This is a genomic window from Stenotrophomonas sp. ESTM1D_MKCIP4_1, assembly GCF_003086895.1.
Taxonomy (GTDB): domain Bacteria; phylum Pseudomonadota; class Gammaproteobacteria; order Xanthomonadales; family Xanthomonadaceae; genus Stenotrophomonas.
In genome coordinates this window covers 749,221-769,722 of the sequence record NZ_CP026004.1, presented here as the reverse complement: position 1 = coordinate 769,722, position 20,502 = coordinate 749,221, and the positions used below count along the sequence as shown (strand labels likewise).

Below are 20,502 nucleotides of genomic sequence, written 5' to 3'. Positions count from 1 at the left end.
CCGATGCCCCCCCGCACGCCGCTTTTCCTTGCCCCAGCCCCGGCCCTGCACTAGGCTTCCCGTTTTTCGCGCGCCCCCGGGGGAGCTCTCATGGTCGAAGGTTTGGGCAGGATCGGCTTCGGCCTTTTCGGGTTGGCGGTGCTGATCGGCATCACCTGGCTGTTTTCCAACAACAAGCGTGCGGTGGACTGGAAGCTGGTCATCACCGGTATCACCCTGCAGATCGCGTTCGCGGCGCTGGTGATCCTGGTCCCCGGCGGGCGCGACGTGTTCGATGCCCTGGGCAAGGGCTTCGTCAAGATCCTCAGCTTCGTCAATGAAGGCTCGGGCTTCATCTTCGGCTCGTTGATGGACACCCAGAACTACGGCTTCATCTTCGCCTTCCAGGTGCTGCCGACCATCATCTTCTTCTCGGCGCTGATGGGCGTGATGTACCACCTGAACGTCATGCAGGCCATCGTCCGCGTGATGGCGTGGTCGATCACCAAGGTGATGCGCGTGTCCGGTGCGGAAACCACCAGCGTCTGCGCCAGCGTCTTCATCGGCCAGACCGAGGCGCCGCTGACCGTACGCCCGTACATCGCGAAGATGACCCAGTCCGAGCTGCTGACCATGATGATCGGCGGCATGGCCCACATCGCCGGCGGCGTGCTGGCGGCCTACGTGGGCATGCTCGGCGGCGGCGATCCGGCGCAGCAGGCCTTCTACGCCAAGCATCTGCTGGCAGCCAGCATCATGGCGGCCCCGGCCACCCTGGTCGTGGCCAAGCTGCTGATTCCGGAAACCGGCACCCCGCTGACCCGCGGCACGGTGAAGATGGAAGTGGAAAAGACCTCCAGCAACATCATCGACGCGGCTGCCGCCGGCGCCGCTGATGGCCTGAAGCTGGCGCTGAACATCGGCGCGATGCTGCTGGCCTTCATCGCCCTGATCGCCCTGCTCAACGCCCCGCTGACCTGGATCGGTGATGTCACCGGCCTGGCCGCTGCGATCGGCAAGCCGACCAACCTGTCGACCATCTTCGGTTACGTGCTGGCCCCGATCGCCTGGGTCATCGGCACCCCGTGGGCCGACGCCACCACCGTCGGCTCGCTGATCGGCCAGAAGGTCGTCATCAACGAGTTCGTGGCCTACACCGAGCTGTCGCAGATCGTGAACGGCCAGATCGCGGGCGTGTCGCTGTCCGACGAAGGCCGCCTGATCGCAACCTACGCCCTGTGCGGCTTCGCCAACTTCAGCTCGATCGCCATCCAGATCGGCGGCATCGGCGGCCTGGCCCCGGAACGTCGCCACGACCTGGCCAAGTTCGGCCTGCGCGCCGTGCTGGGCGGTACCATCGCCACGTTCATGACCGCGACCATCGCCGGCGTGCTGACGCACTTCAGTTGAACCCTTGTTTGAGAAGAAATCCCCTATGAGCAGCAGTGTCGTTGTCGTCGGTTCCTTCAATGTCGATCACGTGTGGCGGTGCGAAGCGCTGCCGGCGCCGGGTGCGACCATTGCCGGCCGCTACAGCACCGGCCCGGGTGGCAAGGGCTTCAACCAGGCCGTGGCGGCCTGCCGTGCCGGCGCCGACACCACGTTCGTGTGTGCGCTGGGCGATGACGTCGGTGGCGCCACGGCGCGTGCGCTGGCCGCGCAGGATGGCTTCGCACTGATCGCCGAGGCCAGCAGCGAGCCCACCGGCACCGCAGGCATCTACGTCGATGCCCGTGGCCGCAACACCATCGTCATCGGCCCCGGCGCCAATGCCGCGCTGAGCACCGGGTTCCTGGAGCAGCAGCAGGCCCTGCTGGCCGGCGCCAAGGTGGTGCTGGTGCAGCTGGAATCGCCGGTGCAGACGATTGAAGCAGCCCTGGCGGCAGCGCGCGAAGCCGGTGTCACCACCGTGCTGAACGCCGCGCCGGCAGATGCCCCGTCCAGCATCGGCCTGCTGAAGCTGGCCGATGTGCTGACCCCGAACGAGACCGAGTTCGCTTCGCTGCTGGGCCGTCATGTCGGTGAGCGCGTGGATGCCGACGACGTGGCCGCACTGGATGGCGCCAGCCTGCACGCGCTGTGCCGCAAGCTGGTCGGCAACGGCACCGTGGTGGTGACCCTGGGCGCGGTGGGCGTGTTCGTTTCGCATGCCGACGAGAACCTGCGTGGCGATACCCAGCCGTACTACCGCGTGGGTGCCGAGCAGGTACAGGCGATCGACACCACCGGGGCCGGCGATGCCTTCAACGGCGCGCTGGCGGCGTCCATCGCCCAGGTACCGGACGCGCCGTTCGCCCGCCATGTGCGTTTCGCCAACCAGTTCGCCGGCCGCTCCACCGAAAAGGAAGGCGCCGCCGCGGCGATGCCGCGCTTCACCCCGGCCGACGCTGAAGTGAAATAACGCTCCATTGCTGGAGTAGATCCACGCCATGCGTGGATGAGAAGCCCGGGCATGCAGATGCCCGGGCTTTTTCATTCAGCGGCGGGCAGCGCCGCGCCCACCTATTGCCAGCGTCGCAGCAGCAGGCCCCCCGCGATCACCAGCAGTGCCACGGCCGCCGCTGCCGCGCCCAGCGACACCAGGCCGCTGCGCTCGATCACCCCGCCGCCCAGCAGGGCACCCAGGCCGATGCCGGCATTGGCGGCCGACACGTTCAGGGTGCCGGCCAATGCCTGGGCCTGCGGTGCGGCACGCATCACCCGCACCTGGCACAGCGGGAACAATGCGGTGTGTGCCACGCCCCACACCGCCAGCGCAAGGACTGCCAGGGCGCGATGTTCTGCCAGCGCGGTGCTGCCCAGCATGCCCAGGGCGAGCACGGCACAGAAAACCAGCGTCGCACCCAGCGGCGCGCGGTCCACCCAGCGCCCGCCCAGGAAGTTGCCCAGCAGGCCGACGGCACCGAAGCCCATCAACCACCAGCCGACCTGTGCGGTGGGGATGCCCAGCAGGCGTTCGAGGACATCGGCCAGATAGGTGTAGGCCGCGAACATCGCGGTGAACACCAGCACGGACAGCAGCACATTGCCGAGCAACGCAGGCCCACGCACGGCCTTGAGCTGATCGCCCAGTCGGCGCGACGGCGCGGCCGCTGTCGACGGCAGCCAGATCCACAGCGCCGCCGCCATCAGCAGCGGCAGCGCTGCGAGCAGCCAGAAACTGCCGCGCCAGCCGACGCTGTCGGCGGCCAGTGTGCCCAGCGGGATGCCAAACACCATCGCGGCGGCGATGCCCATGTAGACGCGTGCGACTGCCCGCCCCTGCTGCCCGGCAGGCGCCAACTGTGCCGCCGTTTCACTGGCAGTGCCCCAGAACACAGGCAGGGCCAGCGCAGGCAGTACCCGTGCCACGGCGAGTGCCCACGGCTGTTGGGCCAGGGCGGCCAGGGCGTTGGAGACCGCAAACAGCACGAGGATGGCAATGAACAGCCGCCGCCTGTCGATGTGGGAAAGCAGCGCGGTCAGCGGTGGGCCGGCCAGCATCACCGTGAAGGCGAACAGCGTGACCAGCCGCCCTGCCGATGCAATGCTCAGCCCCAGATCACGGGCCAGTGCCGGCAGCAGACCGACGATCAGGAATTCGGTGGTGACAATGAGAAAGGCGGAAACCGCCAGCAGGACCGTTGCAAGGGTGCGGTGCCCGCTGTCGATGGGCGTGGTGGGTGACGGAGGGGACATGCGCAGCCGAGGTGAAGGGGCTGCCCAGCGTATTCACTCCCTGGATTCCGAATACTGCTATTTTTTCCAGAGATTCCGGAATCCAGCTCTCCAATGCTCCCGAACGAACGGTTGCGCGGCATCGAGGCGTTCGTCGCCACCGCTGATGCGGGCAGCTTCACCGCCGCCGCGGAACGCCTGCACCTCACAGCTTCGGCCGTGGGCAAGACCGTGGCCCGGCTGGAAGCACGCCTGGGCGCGAAACTGTTCGAGCGCAGTACCCGGCGCCTGCGCCTGACCGAGTCCGGTGAGGGCTTCTACCGCACCTGCGTGAGGGTGCTGGGCGAACTGGCCGATGCCGAATCGGTGCTGGCAGCCCACGCAGGCGCACCCGTGGGTGGGTTGCGGGTGGATGCGCCCGCTACCTTCGGGCGCCTCAAGGTCTGGCCGGTGCTGCTGGCGCTGGCCGAGGCCCATCCCCGGCTGCAGCCGCGGGTCACGCTGAGCGACCGCTTCGTGGACCTGCACGAGGACGGCATTGATCTGGCCGTGCGCATTGGCGGGCCCGAGCCACTGCCCTCCACGCTGGGAAGTCGCCTGCTCGGCTACGAGTGCCTGCGTTTCTGCGCCTCCCCCGCTTACCTGCAGCGGCAGGGCACGCCTGTATCTGCGGCCAGCCTGTCCGATCACGATGGCGTGCTGTTCGGCCGCGCCGACGGCAGCGTCGGGCCATGGCAGGTGGCCGAGGGTGGCCAGCACACGCTTCCCATGCAGGCACGTGCACGGCTGGTGGTAGGCAGCGCCGAGGCCCAGGTGGCCGCCGTCGAAGCAGGATTCGGCATCGCCCAGCTCGCCACCTGGCTGACCGACGATGCGCTGGCACGCGGCACGCTGGTACCGATCCTGCCTGCCCTCGACTGCCGCGGCCTTCCCCTGCGGCTGCTCTGGCCGCAGGGCCGGCAGCTGCTACCGCGCGTGGACGTCGCTCTGCAGCGGCTGGCGGCATCGCTGCACATCGCGCCGGTGCCGGCCGCCTCTGCCGCCGGTCCGCGCAGCGCGTCCACACCCAGCCGCCCACCATGATCCTGCCGTGGGGGCGGTGGAAGCGACGATCAAGCATCTGCTGATGCCCGTGTGGCATGAGGTCGGTCCGGATTGGCCTGAACAGGCGCGGCGCTGACGGCGCGGCGGGGAGCCCTGCGGCCTACAATGGGTGCATGCAGATCGGCCCGTACACCATTGCCCCCAACGTCGTGCTGGCCCCCATGGCCGGCGTCACCGACAAGCCCTTCCGCCTGCTGTGCAAACGGCTGGGTGCGGGTCTGGCCGCTTCGGAAATGACCATCAGCGACCCACGCTTCTGGAACACGCGCAAGTCGATCCACCGCATGGACCACGAGGGCGAGCCGGCCCCGATCAGCGTGCAGATTGCCGGTACCGAGCCGCAGCAGCTGGCCGATGCGGCGCGCTACAACGTCGACCACGGCGCGCAGATCATCGACATCAACATGGGCTGCCCGGCCAAGAAGGTGTGCAACGCCTGGGCCGGATCGGCGCTGATGCGCGACGAACTGCTGGTGGCGCGCATTCTCGAAGCCGTGGTCAACGCGGTGGACGTGCCGGTCACCCTGAAGATCCGCACCGGCTGGGACTGCGACCACCGCAACGGGCCGGTGATTGCCCGCATCGCCGAAGACAGCGGCATCGCTGCACTGGCCGTGCACGGGCGCACCCGCGACCAGCATTACACCGGGCAGGCCGAGTACGGCACCATCGGCGAGATCAAGGCCGCGCTGCGCATTCCGGTCATCGCCAACGGCGATATCGATTCCCCGCAGAAGGCGGCGCATGTGCTGCAGCAGACCGGCGTGGATGCGGTGATGATCGGCCGTTCCGCGCAGGGCCGGCCGTGGATCTTCCGCGAGGTGGCGCACTACCTGGCCACCGGCAAGGAACTGCCGCCGCCGTCGCTGGCCGAAGTGCGCGACATCCTGCTGGGCCACCTGCATGCGCTGCATGCGTTCTATGGTGAGCCGCAGGGCGTGCGCATCGCCCGCAAGCACCTGGGCTGGTACGCCAAGGACCGTCCTGAAAACGCGGCCTTCCGCGCGGTGGTCAACCGTGCCGAAGATCCGGCCAGCCAGATCGCGCTGACCACCGAGTATTTCGACCGCCTGATTGCCGGAGAACCGGCGATGCCTTCCGCCGCCTGACCACCCGTCCACCGTAGAGTCGAGCCTGCTCGACTGGCCTCCCCGAACAGTCGAGCAAGCTCGACTCTACAAGAGCACCCCATGACCCCGCCGATCTCTTCCCCGACCTACCTGCACGGTTTTTCCGGTACCGAACAGCAACGCTTGATGACCCAGGCTCGCCTGCTGGAATCGAGCATCTTCAGCCAGATCGACTACACCGGCGCACGCCACCTGCTGGAAGTCGGCAGCGGTGTCGGTGCGCAGACGGAAATCCTGCTGCGCCGTTTCCCGGAACTGCATGTGACCGGCGTGGACCTGAGCGAAGCACAGCTGGCCACCGCGCGTGAGAATCTGGCGCGCACGCCTTGGTGCAGCGACCGCTATACCCTGCAGCAGGCCGATGCCGGCGAACTGCCGTTCGAGGCCCGCAGTTTCGACTCCGCCTTCCTGTGCTGGGTGCTGGAACACGTGCCCTCCCCCGCCCGCGTGCTGAGTGAAGTGCGCCGCGTGCTGGCCCCGGGTTCGCCGGTCTACATCACTGAAGTGATGAACGCCTCGTTCCTGCTGGATCCGTACTCGCCGCACATCTGGCGCTACTGGATGGCCTTCAACGATTTCCAGCACGACCACGGCGGCGATCCGTTCGTCGGCGCCAAGCTGGGCAACCTGTTGCTGGCCGGCGGCTTCCGCGATGTGCACACCGAGATCAAGACCATCCACCTGGACAACCGCGAACCGGCACGTCGCAAGACGATGATCGCCTTCTGGGAGCAGCTGCTGCTGTCGGCCGCTGACCAGCTGCTGCAGGCCGGTGCCGTGGATGAAGAGACCGTGGAAGGCATGCGCCGCGAGTTCCGCCTGGTACAGAACGACCCGAACGCGGTGTTCTTCTATTCCTTCGTGCAGGGCCGCGCGACGGTGTATTGAGGAAGCCATCCACGCATGGCGTGGATCTACTGCTGGGCCCTGCTGATGCTGGCCCTTGCGGCCATCCACGCATGGCGTGGATCTACCGGGCCGCGCGGCACGGGTCAGGGATCGATGCGTGGGGTCGCCGCCGCTGGCGCATGCCAGATCCGCTGCCACATCGCCGCCAGCCGGCGGCCAACATCGGCGCGCGCGGCAGGGCTGCTGTAATCCGCGCGCCGCTGCTGCGGCACGATCCCACGCCACTGGCCATCCACCTGCTCGGCCACGGCGAAGTTGAACGTGTAGTCCGGTTCCAGGCCCATGCGCAGATCGCTCAGCACCAGCTGTCCATCCACCACCTGCGCACGCATGAATCCGCGGTTGAACCACTGCAGCCGCTGCACCGCCGGAAGGGCGGAGGCCTCGCGCAGCGCCTGCACGTTGGACGGATAGCCTTCAAACCGCATCGGCCCGTGGTCGGCCACCAGCGAACGGTCGCCTACCACGTAGCCGTTGGGGGTCATGGCCACCACCCGCCACAGCAGCGTATTGAACGGCATCGGCACGGAGAGGCGCGGCGCATCACCCAGGCCCATCGCGGCCAGGCTCTGCTGCGCGGCGCGGTCGACCTGCGCTTTGGCCACCAGGCCCCAGCCCAGGTAGGCCGTGCTGACCAGCAGCGACGCCGCCAGCACCTTGCCAGCCCACGGCCGTGCACGGGCAAACCAGGCCACCACGCAGCCCAGCAGCAGCCACACGGTATAGGCCGGGTCGATGATGAAAACGCTGGACCCCATCGTCGGATGCGGCTGCAGTGGCCACCACAGCTGGGTGCCATAGACAGTGAATGCGTCCAACAGCGGATGGGTGACCAGCGCCAGTTGGATCGCCCAGAACCAGCGCTGCGGTGACTGCGCGACCCGACCGTTGCCGAAGCGCTTGAACAGCCACCAGATCAGGGCTGCCACCCACGGCAGCACCAGCAGCGAATGGCTGAAGCTGCGGTGGTCGACCATGTTGGCGACCGGATCGGCAGCGGCGAAACCCAACCACAGCGCATCGAGGTCGGGCAGCGTGCCCAGGGCCGCACCGGCAAGCAGCGCGGCACGCCGGTGGCCAGGCGGAGCAACGGCAGCGGCGACGGCGCCACCAAGAACGATCTGGGTCAAAGAGTCCATTCGCCGATGCTAGCGCGATGGCGCGCGCAACGTCGATGTGTGATGGGCCGAGCGGCGGAACGGCGGAACGGCGGTAGAGTCGACTGTCAGTCGACTATCGCGCGAAGCGCGGGATTTTCGCGGGGTGACGGAAGAGCAGTCGACTGACAGTCGACTCTACCCCCCGCCCTCATCACGCAGCCTGCCGGATACGGGCGCCGGGCAGTTCCACCAGCGTCTGCCCATGGTGGTCCAGCAACCGCAGCGCGCCGTCGTGGTCTTCAGCCAGCGTCGATGTGTGATGGGCGGAACGGCGGTAGAGTCGACTGTCAGTCGACTATCGCGCGAAGCGCGGGATTTTCGCGGGGTGACGGGAGGGCAGTCGACTGACAGTCGACTCTACCCCCCGCCCTCATCACGCAGCCTGCCGGATACGGGCGCCGGGCAGTTCCACCAGCGTCTGCCCATGGTGGTCCAGCAACCGCAGCGCGCCGTCGTGGTCTTCAGCCAGCGCGGTCAGGCTTTCCACCCAATCGCCATCATTGGCGTACACCAGGCCATCTCGCTCGACCAGTGCGGCGCGGTGGATGTGTCCGCAGATGATGCCGTCCAGCCCACGCCGTCGCACATCATCCAGCCCCGCCTGGACGAAACGCGCGATGTAGCGTTCGGCCGCTCCACTGCGCTTCTTCAGGAATTCGGACAGCGACCAGTAGCGCATGCCCAGCCGACGCCGCACCGTGTTCAAAGCCTGGTTGCCCGTCAGGATGCGGTAGTACAGCCAGTCGCCGAAGCGTTCCTGCAGGCCACCGAAGTGGGTCACGCCGTCGTAGTCGTCGCCGTGCGCCACCAGCAGCCGGCGTCCGTCAGCAGTCACGTGGATGGCACGGCGGCGCACCTGCATCGCCGGCAGCATCAGCCCGCACACATGGCGCAGCGAGGCATCATGGTTGCCGGGGATGTAGATGATCTCGGTACCGGCACGGCGGAGCGCGTGCAGCGCCTGGATGACATCGCTGTGCGAAGCGCGCCAGTGTGCGCGCCGATGTGCCATCCACCACAGATCGATGATGTCGCCGACCAGGTACAGCCGCTCGCAGCGCAGCTGGCCGAGGAAGGCGGCCAGTTCGGCCGCGTGGCAATGGCGCGACCCGAGGTGCACATCGGAGACGAACACTGCGCGCCGATGCGGCGACAGGTTCGCCAGCGCGCTCATGCCGGCATTCCCGCATCACGCAGGTAGCGTTTGCGCTTGTTCGGGCGGATTGCCTGCAGGTCCACTTCGATCAGGCCATCGATCGAGTTGCTGAAATCCGGATCGACACCGAAGGCGAGGAAGCGCGCGCCACCGGGCTCACACAGATCGGTGTACTGCCGGTACAGCGTCGGCACGCCGGTGCCCAGCGTGGCCAGGTTGGCCTTGAGCACATCGAAGGCCGCACCGGCATCGAGGTCACCAAAGCTGGGCGGTGCAGCGAAGTACTGGAACGGCTGGTTCGATTCGACCAGACCGCTGCGGCCACCGTAGTAGCGCTGGTAGTAGGCCACCAGTTGCTCGCGCGCCTCACGCGGCAGCGCGGCGCTGATCGACACCGCACCGAACAGATAACGAATGCCCGGCTGGCACTGCAGATAGGCGCCAATGCCCTGCCACAGGTAATCCAGGCTGCGGCTACCCCAGTAGTCGGGCACCACGAAGCTGCGGCCCAGTTCCAGGCCTTCGGCAATGCGCGGGATCGCGTCGTCGGAATAGCGGAACAGTGAGGCGCTGTAGAGCCCGCCCAGGCCGCGGCGGGCCAGGGCCTGGGCACCCCGCATGATGCGGTAGGCACCGGCAATGCGCTGGGCGCTGCCATCCCAGATCACGATGTGCTGGTACTGCAGGTCGAAGTCGTCCAGGTCGCGGCTGCGGCCAGTGCCCTCGCCCACCTCGCGGAACGTCAGTTCGCGCAGACGGCCCAGTTCGCGCAGCAGGGCCGAATCGGCCGTGCCGCTGGCCAGCAGGATCTGCTTGCCGTCGCCGGTCTTGCCCAGCACGGTGGCTCTGGCGATATCGGCGGCCACCTGGGCCGGTGGCTCCGGCGCGGCCAGCGGCTCGGGTCCGGTCGGCGTGCTGCCGGCGCGGCTGCCAGCGGGGCCCAGCGCGTACAGCGCCCGGCGCACGGCCAGCAGCTGCGCGCCGGGGTCACCCTGGCCCAGCTGCATCGGATGGCCGATGCGCAGGCGCAGCGGGCGGCCGCGGTGGGCGAACATCTCGCGCGCCAGCAGGGCGGTTCCGGCCGGCTTGAACAGGGTCGAAGCGCCGTAGAACAGCGCCGAGTTGCGCGCTTCCACCCGCACCGGCAGCACCGGCGCAGCGGCCGCACGGGCGAAACGCACGAAGCCGCGCTGCCAGCGCCCGTCGCGGATGCCCTGCAGCGACAGCCGGGACACCTCGCCCGCCGGGAACACGATCACGCACTGCTCGGCATCCAGCGCCTGTTCCACCGCGTGCAGGCTGCCGCGCTGGGCTTTGCCGCCGAGGATGCGCACCGGCAACAGCAGGTCCTGCAGGGGGACGATGGCGCCCAGCAGATCGTTGGCGACGATGCGTACGTCGCGCCGTACCCGCCCGACCGCATCCAGCAGGGCCAGCGCGTCCAGCGCACCGGAGGGGTGGTTGGCGACGATCAGCAGCCGGCCCGTGGCTGGAATCCGGGCCAGGTCCTGCGGGTCGACCTGGTAGCCGCTTTCGAGGAACGCCAGCCCGGCGGACACGAAATCGAAGCCGCGCAGATGGGCGCTGCGCTGCAGGAAGGCCTCCACCCGGTCCAGACGGGACCAGCGGCCCACGGTGCGCAGCAGGGGCCGCGCCAGCCGCCCCCGCGGGCCGTGGAACCACTCGGGGAAACGTTGCTGCAAGCGCTGCTGGAGTTCCTGCATGGCGTGGTCACTGATGCCCGGCGGCCGGATTGGCCGAGAGCCTGCGCCCGCCACGCGGCAGGCAGATGGCGGTTTGGCGGCAGAACGATGACGGCCCTGGCCCGGCGCCGGTTCAGGCCGGAGGGCCGCCGGACGCCCCTGCCAATGGTCACGCCAGTGGAACACTGCCTGCGCACCATGGGCCCCTGCCGCCCGCCAGGCCTTGTCGCGACGGGCACAACACCTTAACCACCGCCAACCCGTACGGGTTCACAATGCACAGGCGGCGCACCACGTGTATCATGCGCGCCCATCTTTCCATCCGAATCAAGGGATATACCGCCTGATGTCCAGCTATCTCTTCACCTCCGAGTCGGTCTCCGAAGGCCATCCGGACAAGGTTGCCGACCAGATCTCCGATGCGGTGCTGGACGCGATCCTGACCCAGGACCAGCGCGCCCGCGTGGCCTGCGAGACCATGGTCAAGACCGGTGTTGCCATCGTGGCCGGTGAAATCACCACCAGCGCCTGGATCGACCTGGAAGCGCTGACCCGCAAGGTCATCACGGACATCGGCTACGACAGCTCCGACGTCGGCTTCGACGGCGCCACCTGCGGCGTGCTGAACCTGATCGGCAAGCAGTCGCCGCACATCGCCCAGGGCGTGGACCGCAAGAAGCCGGAAGAAATGGGCGCGGGCGACCAGGGCCTGATGTTCGGCTACGCCACCAATGAAACCGACAGCTTCATGCCGGCGGCGATCCACCTGTCGCACCGCCTGGTCGAGCAGCAGGCCAAGATCCGCAAGAAGCGCAATTCGCCGCTGTCCTGGCTGCGCCCGGACGCCAAGAGCCAGGTCACCCTGCGCTATGAAAACGGCGTGGTCTCGGCCATCGACGCCGTCGTCCTGTCCACCCAGCATGCCCCGGGCATCAAGCAGAAGGACCTCATCGAGGCCGTCCGCGAAGAGATCATCAAGCCGGTGCTGCCGGCCAAGTGGCTGCACAAGGGTACCAAGTTCCACATCAACCCGACCGGCAAGTTCGAGATCGGCGGCCCGGTGGGCGACTGCGGCCTGACCGGCCGCAAGATCATCGTCGACACCTACGGCGGCTGGGCCCGTCACGGTGGTGGCGCCTTCTCCGGCAAGGACCCGTCCAAGGTCGACCGTTCGGCTGCCTACGCTGCCCGCTACGTCGCCAAGAACGTGGTTGCCGCCGGCCTGGCCGACCGTTGCGAAGTGCAGGTTTCCTACGCCATCGGCGTGGCTGAGCCGACCTCGATCTCGGTCACCACCTTCGGCACCGGCAAGATCAGCGACGACAAGATCGAGAAGCTGATCCGCAAGCACTTCGACCTGCGCCCGTACGGCATCATCAAGATGCTGGACCTGGTGCACCCGATGTACCAGCAGACCGCCGCCTACGGCCACTTCGGCCGCAAGCCGAAGGAATTCAGCTACATCAACGGCGAAGGCGAGACCGTCAACGCCACGGCCTTCTCCTGGGAGAAGACCGACCGCGCCGCCGCCCTGCGCGCCGACGCAAAGCTGAAGTAAAGTCGGCTGATAAAGCCGACGGGTAGAGCCGACTGTTAGTCGGCTTACCTCCCAGAAGGGCCGCGAAAGCGGCCCTTCTGCTTTCTGGTAGAGCCGGCCGCTGGCCGGCTTTTTAATGGCCGATGGCGATCGCCGCGTGGTTGCCGGCCAGCGGCCGGCACTACCGGTTCCGATACAATCGGCGCATGTCGACTGAACTGAAAACCCACCAGCTGTCCATGACCGTGCTGATGTCGCCGGATATGGCCAATTTCTCCGGCAAGGTCCATGGTGGCGCCATCCTGCGCCTGCTCGACCAGGTCGCCTACGCCTGCGCCAGCCGCTATGCGGGCAGTTACGTGGTCACCCTGTCGGTGGACCAGGTGATGTTCCGCCAGCCGATCGCGGTGGGCGAGCTGGTCACTTTCCTGGCCTCGGTGAACCATACCGGCACCTCGTCGATGGAGATCGGCATCAAGGTCGTGGCCGAGGACATCCTCAAGCGCAGCGTGCGCCATGCCAACAGCTGCTTCTTCACCATGGTCGCCGTGGATGAAGACGGCCGGCCGACGCCGGTACCGCCGCTGCAGCCGGCCAGTTCAGATGAAAAGCGCCGCCAGGCCGCCGCGCAGATCCGCCGCCAGCTGCGGCAGGAAATGGAACAGCGGCACCTGGAACTGCTGGCCTCCAATCCACCTTCACCGGAGGATTGACCGCGAACCCGGTAGTGCCGGCCGCTAGCCGGCAATCACGGGGTACCCACGATTCATGAGGTTGCCGGCCAGCGGCCGGCACTACCGTTGCATGGCGGTCAACCGGTGTTCTGCACGCCCTGCGAAACGCCATTCACGCACGCCACCAGCGCGCGCAGCAGTTCGTCATCCTCGCGCCCGCTGGCCCGCCAGCGCTGCAGCAGATCCACCTGCAGCACACTGATCGGATCCACATAGGGATTGCGCAGCCGGATCGACAGCGCCAGCCGCGCATCGTGGTCGAGCAGGGTCTGCTGGCCCATCAACGCCAGCAGCCAGTGCCGGGTGAGTTCAAGCTCACGCTGCACCTGCGGGAAGAACCGCCCGTGCAGATCGCCGGACAACTGCGAGAACTGTTCGGCAATGGTGATATCGCCCTTGGACAGCACCATCGCGATGTCGTCGAGGAAGGTGCGGAAGAACGGCCAGTCGCGTGCCATCCCGCGCAGCGTCTGTTCGTGGCCGGCATCGACTGCCGCCTGCAGGCCGCTGCCCACGCCGTACCAGCCGGGGATGACCGCACGCGCCTGGCTCCAGGCGAACACCCACGGAATCGCGCGCAGGTTGCCCAGCGCCGCGTCCTGGCCCAGCCGGCGCGACGGTCGCGACCCCAGCGTCGTCCGTTCGATAACGTCGATCGGCGTAGCCGTGCGGAAGTAATCCATGAAGCCCGTCTGGCCGACAAAGGCGCGATACACCTCGCTGCTGGCCGCTGACACGGCGTCCATGACCGGCCGCCAGTCGTCCTCGCGCGGCTCGGCCGCACGTGGGCGCAGGCTGGCACGCAGCACCGCACCGGTGGCCTGTTCCAGTGAGCGCAACGCCAGCGCGCGGATGCCGTACTTGCGGTGGATCACTTCCCCCTGCTCGGTCACCCGCAGGCGGCCATCGATGCTGCCGCGCGGCGACGCATCCACGGCGTGGGTAGTCTTGCCACCGCCACGGCTGATGGAACCCCCACGACCATGGAAGAAGGTCAGGCGGATGCCGGCCTCGGCCGCCACCTCCAGCAGCTCCACCTGCGCACGCTGCAGGCCCCAGCGCGAGGCGGCAATGCCGCCGTCCTTGCTGCTGTCCGAATAACCCAGCATCACCATCTGCACGTCGTCACGCGCACGCAGGTGCGCGCGGTACACCGGGTCCTCCAGCAGGTCGCGCAGGGTGGCGGTGCCGCGCTTGAGGTCATCCACGGTTTCAAACAGCGGCGCGATGTCGAGCGGCACACCGCCATCGGCAGCGACCAGGCCACCGCGACGTGCCAGCGCCAGCACGGCCAGCACGTCGCCGCGATCGTGTGCCATGGAAATGATGTAGCTGCCCAGTGCATCCCCGCCATGGCGCGCACGCGCATCGGCCAAGGCTGCGAACACGGCATCCAGGCGCTGGTTGCCCTCGTCATCGCCCCTGGGCAGCAGCGCTTCGCCGCTGGCATGCGGTCCAAGCAGGCGCGCACGACCCAGCGCGTCCAGCGCATGCCAGGCGTCTTCGCCACCCAGTACCGCAGCGAGCGCGCGTGCATGCACGCTCGATTCCTGGCGCACATCCAGCCGCGCCAGATGGAAACCAAAGGTCTTCACCCGCCACAGCAGCCGCTGCACGGCAAAGCCGCCGGCATGTTCGCCACGGTTGGCACGCAGGCTGTCGAGGATCAGCTGCAGGTCGTCAATCAGTTCATCCGGGCCGGCGTACGCCCCTTCGCCATCATCCAGCGTGGCCTGCAGGCGCGCACGCATGCGGTCGTTGAGCAGGCGGTACGGCATATCGGCATGACGCGGCCGCGACTGCACCTGCGGCAGCAGCTGCTGGTAATGCGCCACGCGCGACTGCAGTGCATCACTCACCCCCACCCGCTCGGTGGATTGGCTGAGCAGACTGGCCAGCTGCAGCAGTTCTTTCTGGTAACGGCCGAGCACGGCCCGCCGCTGCGCATCGAGCGTGTTGCGGATGGTGCTGGCATCCACGTTCGGATTGCCATCCATGTCCCCGCCCACCCAGGTGCCGAAACGCAGCAGGCGCGGCAACGGCAGTTCTTCGCCATAGGTATCGCGCAGCGCCTGCTGCAGCGATTCGTACAGCACCGGAATCACCCGGTACAGCACCTGCACCAGGTAGAAGCCAACGTGTTCGCGTTCGTCATCGACCGTCGGCCGCACTGGCGAGGAATCGGTGGTCTGCCACGAAGCCGTCAGCGCCATGCGGAAGCGCGCGGCATCGGCCGCCGCCTCACCCGGCGTGCGCTGGCCATCCAGGTTGTCCACCAGGCTGGCCACCATCAACTGTTCTTTTTCCAGCAGCGCGCGGCGCACCGCCTCGGTCGGGTGTGCGGTGAATACCGGTTCGATGTCGATGCGCGGCAGCCACTGCGCCAGCTCGTCCAGGCCGACGCCCTGCGCCTTCAGGTGCTGCAGCGCGTCCTGCAGGCCATCGGGCTGCGCGCCTGCGGTTCCGGCGCGCTGGTAGTCGCGGCGGCGGCGGATGCGATGCACGCGCTCGGCGATGTTGACCACCTGGAAGTACGTGCTGAACGCACGCACCATGGTTTCGGCCTGCTGCGGGGTGCGTCCGGCCAGGCCATCGGCCAGTTCGGACAGCGGCGCCTGGTTCTCGCGCCGCGCGATCGCGCGGGTGCGCACGTCCTCGACGTCATCGAGGAAGGCTGCTGAGACCTGTTCGACCAACAGGTCGCCGACCAGTGCACCCAGCCGGCGCACATCATCGCGAAGCGGAAGATCGGGAGAAGCGAATTCGATGCTGCTGCGGTACTCGTTCATCGGCGACGCACGAACCTCGGGGCATGATCCGTCGCCAAGCCTACCCCAGTTGACCGCCGTTGCTGCGTCGCGGAAATGGTTTCATCTGCACGTATCGTCCGGCTACAGATACACATCGGGAAAATACCGACGGGGTAGAGTCGACCGTTGGTCGACTATTGCGCGTAGCGCGCGATTTCCAGCGTCTGACAGAACGGCAGTCGACCAACGGTCGCCTCTACCCCGTTGCAACCAGCGGCCCCCATTGCAGGAGCCGCCATCTTGGCGCGCGGATCAGCGCTTCTTCTTCGCTTTGCCCTGCTCTGCCGGGCCAATGGTCTGTTCCAGCCAGCGCTCGCTCTCGGCCAGCATGGTCATGATCGACTCGCGCGCACGGTAGGCGTGAGATTCGTTCGGCAGCATCACCAGCCGCGCCGTGCCACCCAGGCCCTTCACCGCAGCGAACATGCGCTCGCTCTGGATCGGGAACGTGCCGGAGTTGTTGTCGTCCACACCGTGGATGAAGAGGATCGGATCCTTGATCCTGTCGGCGTAATTGAACGGCGCCATCTTCTGGTAGACGTCCTGCGCCTGCCAGTAGTTGCGCTCCTCGGCCTGGAACCCGAACGGGGTAAGCGAGCGGTTGTAGGCACCGCTGCGGGCGATACCCGCCTTGAACAGGCGGCTGTGCGCCAGCAGGTTGGCGGTCATGAACGCACCATAGGAATGGCCACCGATGGCGATGTGCTCGCGGTCGGTCACGCCACGGCGCACCACTTCGTCCACCGCTGCCTGTGCATTGGCCACCAGCTGTTCGATGTAGGTGTCGTTGGGCTCCTTGTCACCCTCGCCGATGATCGGCATGGTCGGGCTGGCCAGCACCACGTAGCCCTTGGCCAGGAACGCCTGCGGGCCCCAGTAGCTGATCGCGTTGAAGCGGTACGGCGAGTCGGTCACCTGGCTGGCAGCCGCGGCGCTCTTGAACTCACCCGGGTAGGCCCACATCAGCAGCGGCCGCGGGCCATCGCGCTTGGGGTCATAGCCCGGCGGCAGCAGCAGCGTGGCGGTCAGGTCCACGCCATCGGCACGCTTGTAGCGGATCTGTTCCTTCTGCACGCCCTTCAGCTGCGGCAGCGGGTGGGCAAAGTGGGTCAGCGCGCGCGGCGCGGCATCGGCCTGGGCCAGCGACTGCACGTAGAAGTTGGTCGGCTCGTCCGGGCTTTCGCGGGTCAGCAGCAGCGAGGTGCCTTCCTGGTCCAGCAGCGCGACCGGCGCCGAATACGCCGGTGCCTGCGAATGGAACAGGCGGGTAGCCGTGCGGCTTTCGATGTCGAAGCGGTCGATGAAGGGACGGTCGCCTTCCGGCGATGCACCCTGGCCGTACAGGAAGATGCTGCGGCCATCGGCGGTGGTCTGCAGGCGGCTGCGGCCGTTGACGTCGCGCACCACGCCGGCACGGCCCGGGTCGTTGTAACGGTCCTGTGCGTCACGGTCCCACAGCAGCTGCGGCGACTGCGTCGCATCGTCCGGGGCAATGCGCCAGGTCTTGGTCCTGCGCGTCTTCCACCACGATTCGCTGAGCAGCGCCAGATCACCCCGGCCCCAGGTGATGCCACCAAAGCGGCTGCCCAGCTGGGCCAAGGTCACCGGCGGCGTCTCGAACGGCGCGGCCTGCATGAACACGGCGTCGCGCACCTTGGCCTCGCGGTTCGGGTCACCACCGTCCTGCGCTTCGGCCCAGACCAGGGTGGCCGGTGCATCGGCACGCCAGCTGATATCACGCACGCCGGTCACCTCGGCATCGTTGCCGGTCGGCAGCCCTTCCACCAGCGGGCGCGATGCCACGCTGTGGGCGAGCTGGCCATTGCGGTCCAGTACGTCGATGCGGCGCGGGAAGCTGCCCACCGGCACCACGTAGGAATACGGGCGCTGCACGGTCTGGCTGAGCAGGTAGTTGCCGTCCGGCGAGGCGGACAGGCCGAGGTAGATGCCGGCCATGCCGATGGCGCGGGACTGCCCGTCGAGGCCGACCTGCACCGGCTGCGCACGCGCGTAGTAGTCGAACAGGCGCGCGTCGGCTTCGTTCTTCAGCAGGTCCTGGTAGGTGCGGATGGACACCACGCCACTGCTCTTGCCGGTCTGCTGCACGGCCGGGCCGATAGGAATGCCATCGGCCGGCGGCGGATCACCCGCGTTGGCCACACGGGTCATCACGATCAGGCCGCGGCTGTCGGGCAGCCACTGGTAGCCGTCACCGAACACGGTGTTGAGGCCGGTCCGCAGGCGGCGCGCACTGGCATTGGCCACGTCCACCAGCCACAGCTCATTGGCGCCGCTGGCGGCGTCCACCTGGTTGAAGGCCAGCCACTTCTGGTCGGGCGACCAGGCCAGGCCGGCGATCGACAACTGCGGCGGCAGGCCGCTGATCTGCCGTTCCTTGCCGTCGGCCACGTTCATCAGCCACAGCTTCTGGCCGAAGCTGAAGCGGCTGTCGGAGAACGTGCGCGGATTGATGCGGATGCCAGCCAGCTTCAGTTCCGGCTGCGCCACCACCTGGATGGACGGCAGCGGCGGCATCTGCATCAGGGCGGCCACATCGCGGCGCGGCGACAGGAACAGGCCAGGCGCACGCGGCGCATCGACCACCGCCTGCAGCGCGGCCGACGGCAGTTCGTAGCCGGTCTCGCCCTTGGCCGCGGCCACCTGCGGGGAGTCGGCCGACCAGGCCTGCGGAACCACCGCCAGCAGGGCCATGGACAGCACCAGGCCGGTCCAGCGCCGGCTGCGGCGCGCGTGCTTGCTCATCGTTCGTCCTGTTTTTGGATGCGTGAAGACCTTCGACCTTAACAGGCACCGACCCGCACCCCATCTGCCGATGGTTGGGTCGCTCCGGTTCCCCCCCCGGGGCCGCGATATACTGGGCGTTCTCCCCTGCCGAGGGGCGCTGCGACCGGAACCCATGAGGCCCGGCCAGGCTCGGTAAGGTGGCTTTGTAACAACGGCGCCCGGCTAGATGCGAGTACCCGCTCGCCCACAACCGGAGCTACTGCATGAACGCTGTTGCCAAGACCTTCTCCACCGAAGGTGACTACAAGATCCGCGACATCACCCTGGCCGACTGGGGCCGCAAGGAACTGGACATCGCCGAGCACGAGATGCCGGGCCTGATGTCGATCCGCCGCAAGCACGCCACCAGCCTGCCGCTGAAGGGCGTGCGCGTGACCGGCTCGCTGCACATGACCATCCAGACCGCGGTGCTGATCGAGACCCTGAAGGATATCGGCGCCGACGTGCGCTGGGCCTCCTGCAACATCTTCTCGACCCAGGACCACGCCGCTGCGGCCATCGCCGCCACCGGCACCCCGGTGTTCGCCTGGAAGGGCGAAACCCTGGAAGAGTACTGGGACTGCACCCTGGACGCGCTGACCTTCACCCTGGCCGACGGCACCCTGACCGGCCCGGAGCTGGTGGTGGACGACGGCGGTGACGTCACCCTGCTGATCCACAAGGGCTACGAACTGGAAAACGGCAGCGACTGGGTCAACACCGCGTCTTCCTCGCACGAAGAACAGGTCATCAAGAACCTGCTCAAGCGCGTGGCCGTCGAGCGCCCGGGTTACTGGGGCCGCGTGGTGAAGGACTGGAAGGGCGTCTCCGAAGAGACCACCACCGGCGTGCACCGCCTGTACCAGCTGGCCCAGGCCGGCACCCTGCTGATCCCGGCGATCAACGTCAACGACTCGGTCACCAAGAGCAAGTTCGACAACCTGTACGGCTGCCGCGAATCGCTGGCCGATGGCCTGAAGCGCGCGATGGACGTGATGCTTGCCGGCAAGGTGGCGGTGGTCTGCGGCTACGGCGACGTCGGCAAGGGCTGCGCAGCCTCGCTGCGTGCCTACGGTGCGCGCGTCATCGTCACCGAGATCGACCCGATCTGCGCCCTGCAGGCGGCGATGGAAGGCTATGAAGTCAACACCATCGAATCGACCCTGGGCCGTGCCGACCTGTACGTCACCACCACCGGCAACAAGGACATCATCCGCATCGAACACCTGAGCGCGATGAAGGACCAGGCCATCGTCTGCAACATCGGCCACTTCGACAACGAGATCCAGGTCGATGCACTGGTGGCGTTCCCGGGCGTGCAGCACGTGAACATCAAGCCGCAGGTGGACAAGTACATCTTCCCGAACGGCAACGCGATCTTCCTGCTGGCCGAGGGCCGCCTGGTGAACCTGGGCTGCGCCACCGGCCACCCGAGCTTCGTGATGTCCAACTCGTTCGCCAACCAGACCCTGGCCCAGATCGACCTGTGGGCCAACAAGGACAGCTACGAGAAGAAGGTCTACCTGCTGCCCAAGCACCTGGACGAAGAAGTCGCCCGCCTGCACCTGGAAAAGATCGGCGTGAAGCTGACCACTCTGACCCAGGAACAGGCCGACTACATCGGCGTGCCGGTGGAAGGCCCGTTCAAGCCGGACCACTACCGCTACTGATGCCTGCGGGGTGCCGGCCAGCGGCCGGCACTACCGGTGCATGCGACACACGGAACGGGCGCCTTCGGGCGCCCGTTCTGCGTTTGCCGCACCCCGTTCCGGGGTCGGATCCCTTTCCACAGGAAAGGGCTCTGCCCCCTGCCCGCACAGTGCCGCGAGTGCTCGCGGA

General features: G+C 67.6%; 14 protein-coding genes, 1 pseudogene and 1 riboswitch. Of the genes and pseudogenes, 8 read left to right on the top strand and 7 right to left on the bottom strand.

Annotated elements, in window-relative coordinates; all coding sequences use genetic code 11:
• Positions 1-90: 90 nt before the first annotated feature.
• Complete coding sequence (locus tag C1924_RS03425; RefSeq protein ID WP_108764088.1) at positions 91-1,389, top strand: nucleoside transporter C-terminal domain-containing protein; 1,299 nt, start codon at positions 91-93, stop codon at positions 1,387-1,389.
• 25 nt (positions 1,390-1,414) lie between these two features.
• Positions 1,415-2,380: a ribokinase gene (locus C1924_RS03420; protein ID WP_108764087.1), complete on the top strand. Its 966-nt coding sequence runs from the start codon at positions 1,415-1,417 to the stop codon at positions 2,378-2,380.
• Positions 2,381-2,481: 101 nt separating this feature from the next.
• Here C1924_RS03420 and C1924_RS03415 read toward each other — a convergent pair whose 3' ends face one another.
• The gene (locus C1924_RS03415) at positions 2,482-3,657 is read right to left on the bottom strand and encodes an MFS transporter (protein ID WP_108764086.1); all 1,176 of its coding nucleotides are present in this window, start codon (positions 3,655-3,657) and stop codon (positions 2,482-2,484) included.
• A gap of 93 nt (positions 3,658-3,750) precedes the next feature.
• Here C1924_RS03415 and C1924_RS03410 point away from each other — a divergent pair, with 93 nt between their 5' ends.
• From C1924_RS03410 to C1924_RS03400, 3 genes are all read left to right on the top strand, one after another.
• Positions 3,751-4,719 (top strand): LysR family transcriptional regulator, encoded by a 969-nt coding sequence (locus C1924_RS03410; RefSeq protein WP_108764085.1) that lies wholly within the window; start codon positions 3,751-3,753, stop codon positions 4,717-4,719.
• Between the two features lie 134 nt (positions 4,720-4,853).
• Positions 4,854-5,849 (top strand): tRNA dihydrouridine synthase DusB, encoded by a 996-nt coding sequence (gene dusB, locus C1924_RS03405; protein WP_108764084.1) that lies wholly within the window; start codon positions 4,854-4,856, stop codon positions 5,847-5,849.
• A gap of 81 nt (positions 5,850-5,930) precedes the next feature.
• Positions 5,931-6,758, top strand: a complete 828-nt coding sequence (locus C1924_RS03400) for a class I SAM-dependent methyltransferase (protein ID WP_108764083.1) — start codon at positions 5,931-5,933, stop codon at positions 6,756-6,758.
• A 104-nt stretch (positions 6,759-6,862) separates the two neighbouring features.
• Here C1924_RS03400 and C1924_RS03395 read toward each other — a convergent pair whose 3' ends face one another.
• The 4 genes and pseudogenes from C1924_RS03395 to C1924_RS03380 form a co-directional block, all read right to left on the bottom strand.
• A complete protein-coding gene (locus C1924_RS03395; protein WP_108764082.1) occupies positions 6,863-7,918 on the bottom strand; it encodes a metal-dependent hydrolase in 1,056 nt (351 codons plus the stop codon).
• A gap of 172 nt (positions 7,919-8,090) precedes the next feature.
• Positions 8,091-8,192: pseudogene (locus C1924_RS20695) on the bottom strand (UDP-2,3-diacylglucosamine diphosphatase); the annotation flags it as partial.
• A gap of 120 nt (positions 8,193-8,312) precedes the next feature.
• A complete protein-coding gene (locus C1924_RS03385) occupies positions 8,313-9,113 on the bottom strand; it encodes a UDP-2,3-diacylglucosamine diphosphatase (RefSeq protein ID WP_108764081.1) in 801 nt (266 codons plus the stop codon).
• The gene (locus C1924_RS03380; protein ID WP_108764080.1) at positions 9,110-10,819 is read right to left on the bottom strand and encodes a lysophospholipid acyltransferase family protein; all 1,710 of its coding nucleotides are present in this window, start codon (positions 10,817-10,819) and stop codon (positions 9,110-9,112) included. Before C1924_RS03380 ends, C1924_RS03385 begins: the two co-directional genes overlap by 4 nt.
• 325 nt (positions 10,820-11,144) lie before the next feature.
• On the opposite strand from C1924_RS03380, the gene metK reads away from it, so the two are divergent.
• Positions 11,145-12,356: a methionine adenosyltransferase gene (metK, locus tag C1924_RS03375; protein ID WP_108764079.1), complete on the top strand. Its 1,212-nt coding sequence runs from the start codon at positions 11,145-11,147 to the stop codon at positions 12,354-12,356.
• Between the two features lie 185 nt (positions 12,357-12,541).
• A complete protein-coding gene (locus C1924_RS03370; protein ID WP_108766952.1) occupies positions 12,542-13,048 on the top strand; it encodes an acyl-CoA thioesterase in 507 nt (168 codons plus the stop codon).
• A gap of 98 nt (positions 13,049-13,146) precedes the next feature.
• Here the strand turns inward: C1924_RS03370 and ppc are convergent, their stop codons facing one another.
• Together ppc and C1924_RS03360 are read right to left on the bottom strand one after the other, a co-directional pair.
• A complete protein-coding gene (ppc, locus tag C1924_RS03365) occupies positions 13,147-15,858 on the bottom strand; it encodes a phosphoenolpyruvate carboxylase (protein WP_108764078.1) in 2,712 nt (903 codons plus the stop codon).
• Positions 15,859-16,131: 273 nt separating this feature from the next.
• Positions 16,132-18,642, bottom strand: a complete 2,511-nt coding sequence (locus tag C1924_RS03360) for a prolyl oligopeptidase family serine peptidase (RefSeq protein ID WP_108764077.1) — start codon at positions 18,640-18,642, stop codon at positions 16,132-16,134.
• Between the two features lie 125 nt (positions 18,643-18,767).
• Positions 18,768-18,851, top strand: a riboswitch (S-adenosyl-L-homocysteine riboswitch).
• A gap of 36 nt (positions 18,852-18,887) precedes the next feature.
• Here C1924_RS03360 and ahcY point away from each other — a divergent pair.
• Entirely contained in the window at positions 18,888-20,333 is a 1,446-nt protein-coding gene (ahcY, locus tag C1924_RS03355; RefSeq protein ID WP_108764076.1) for an adenosylhomocysteinase, read from the top strand.
• The last annotated feature ends 169 nt before the right edge of the window (positions 20,334-20,502 follow it).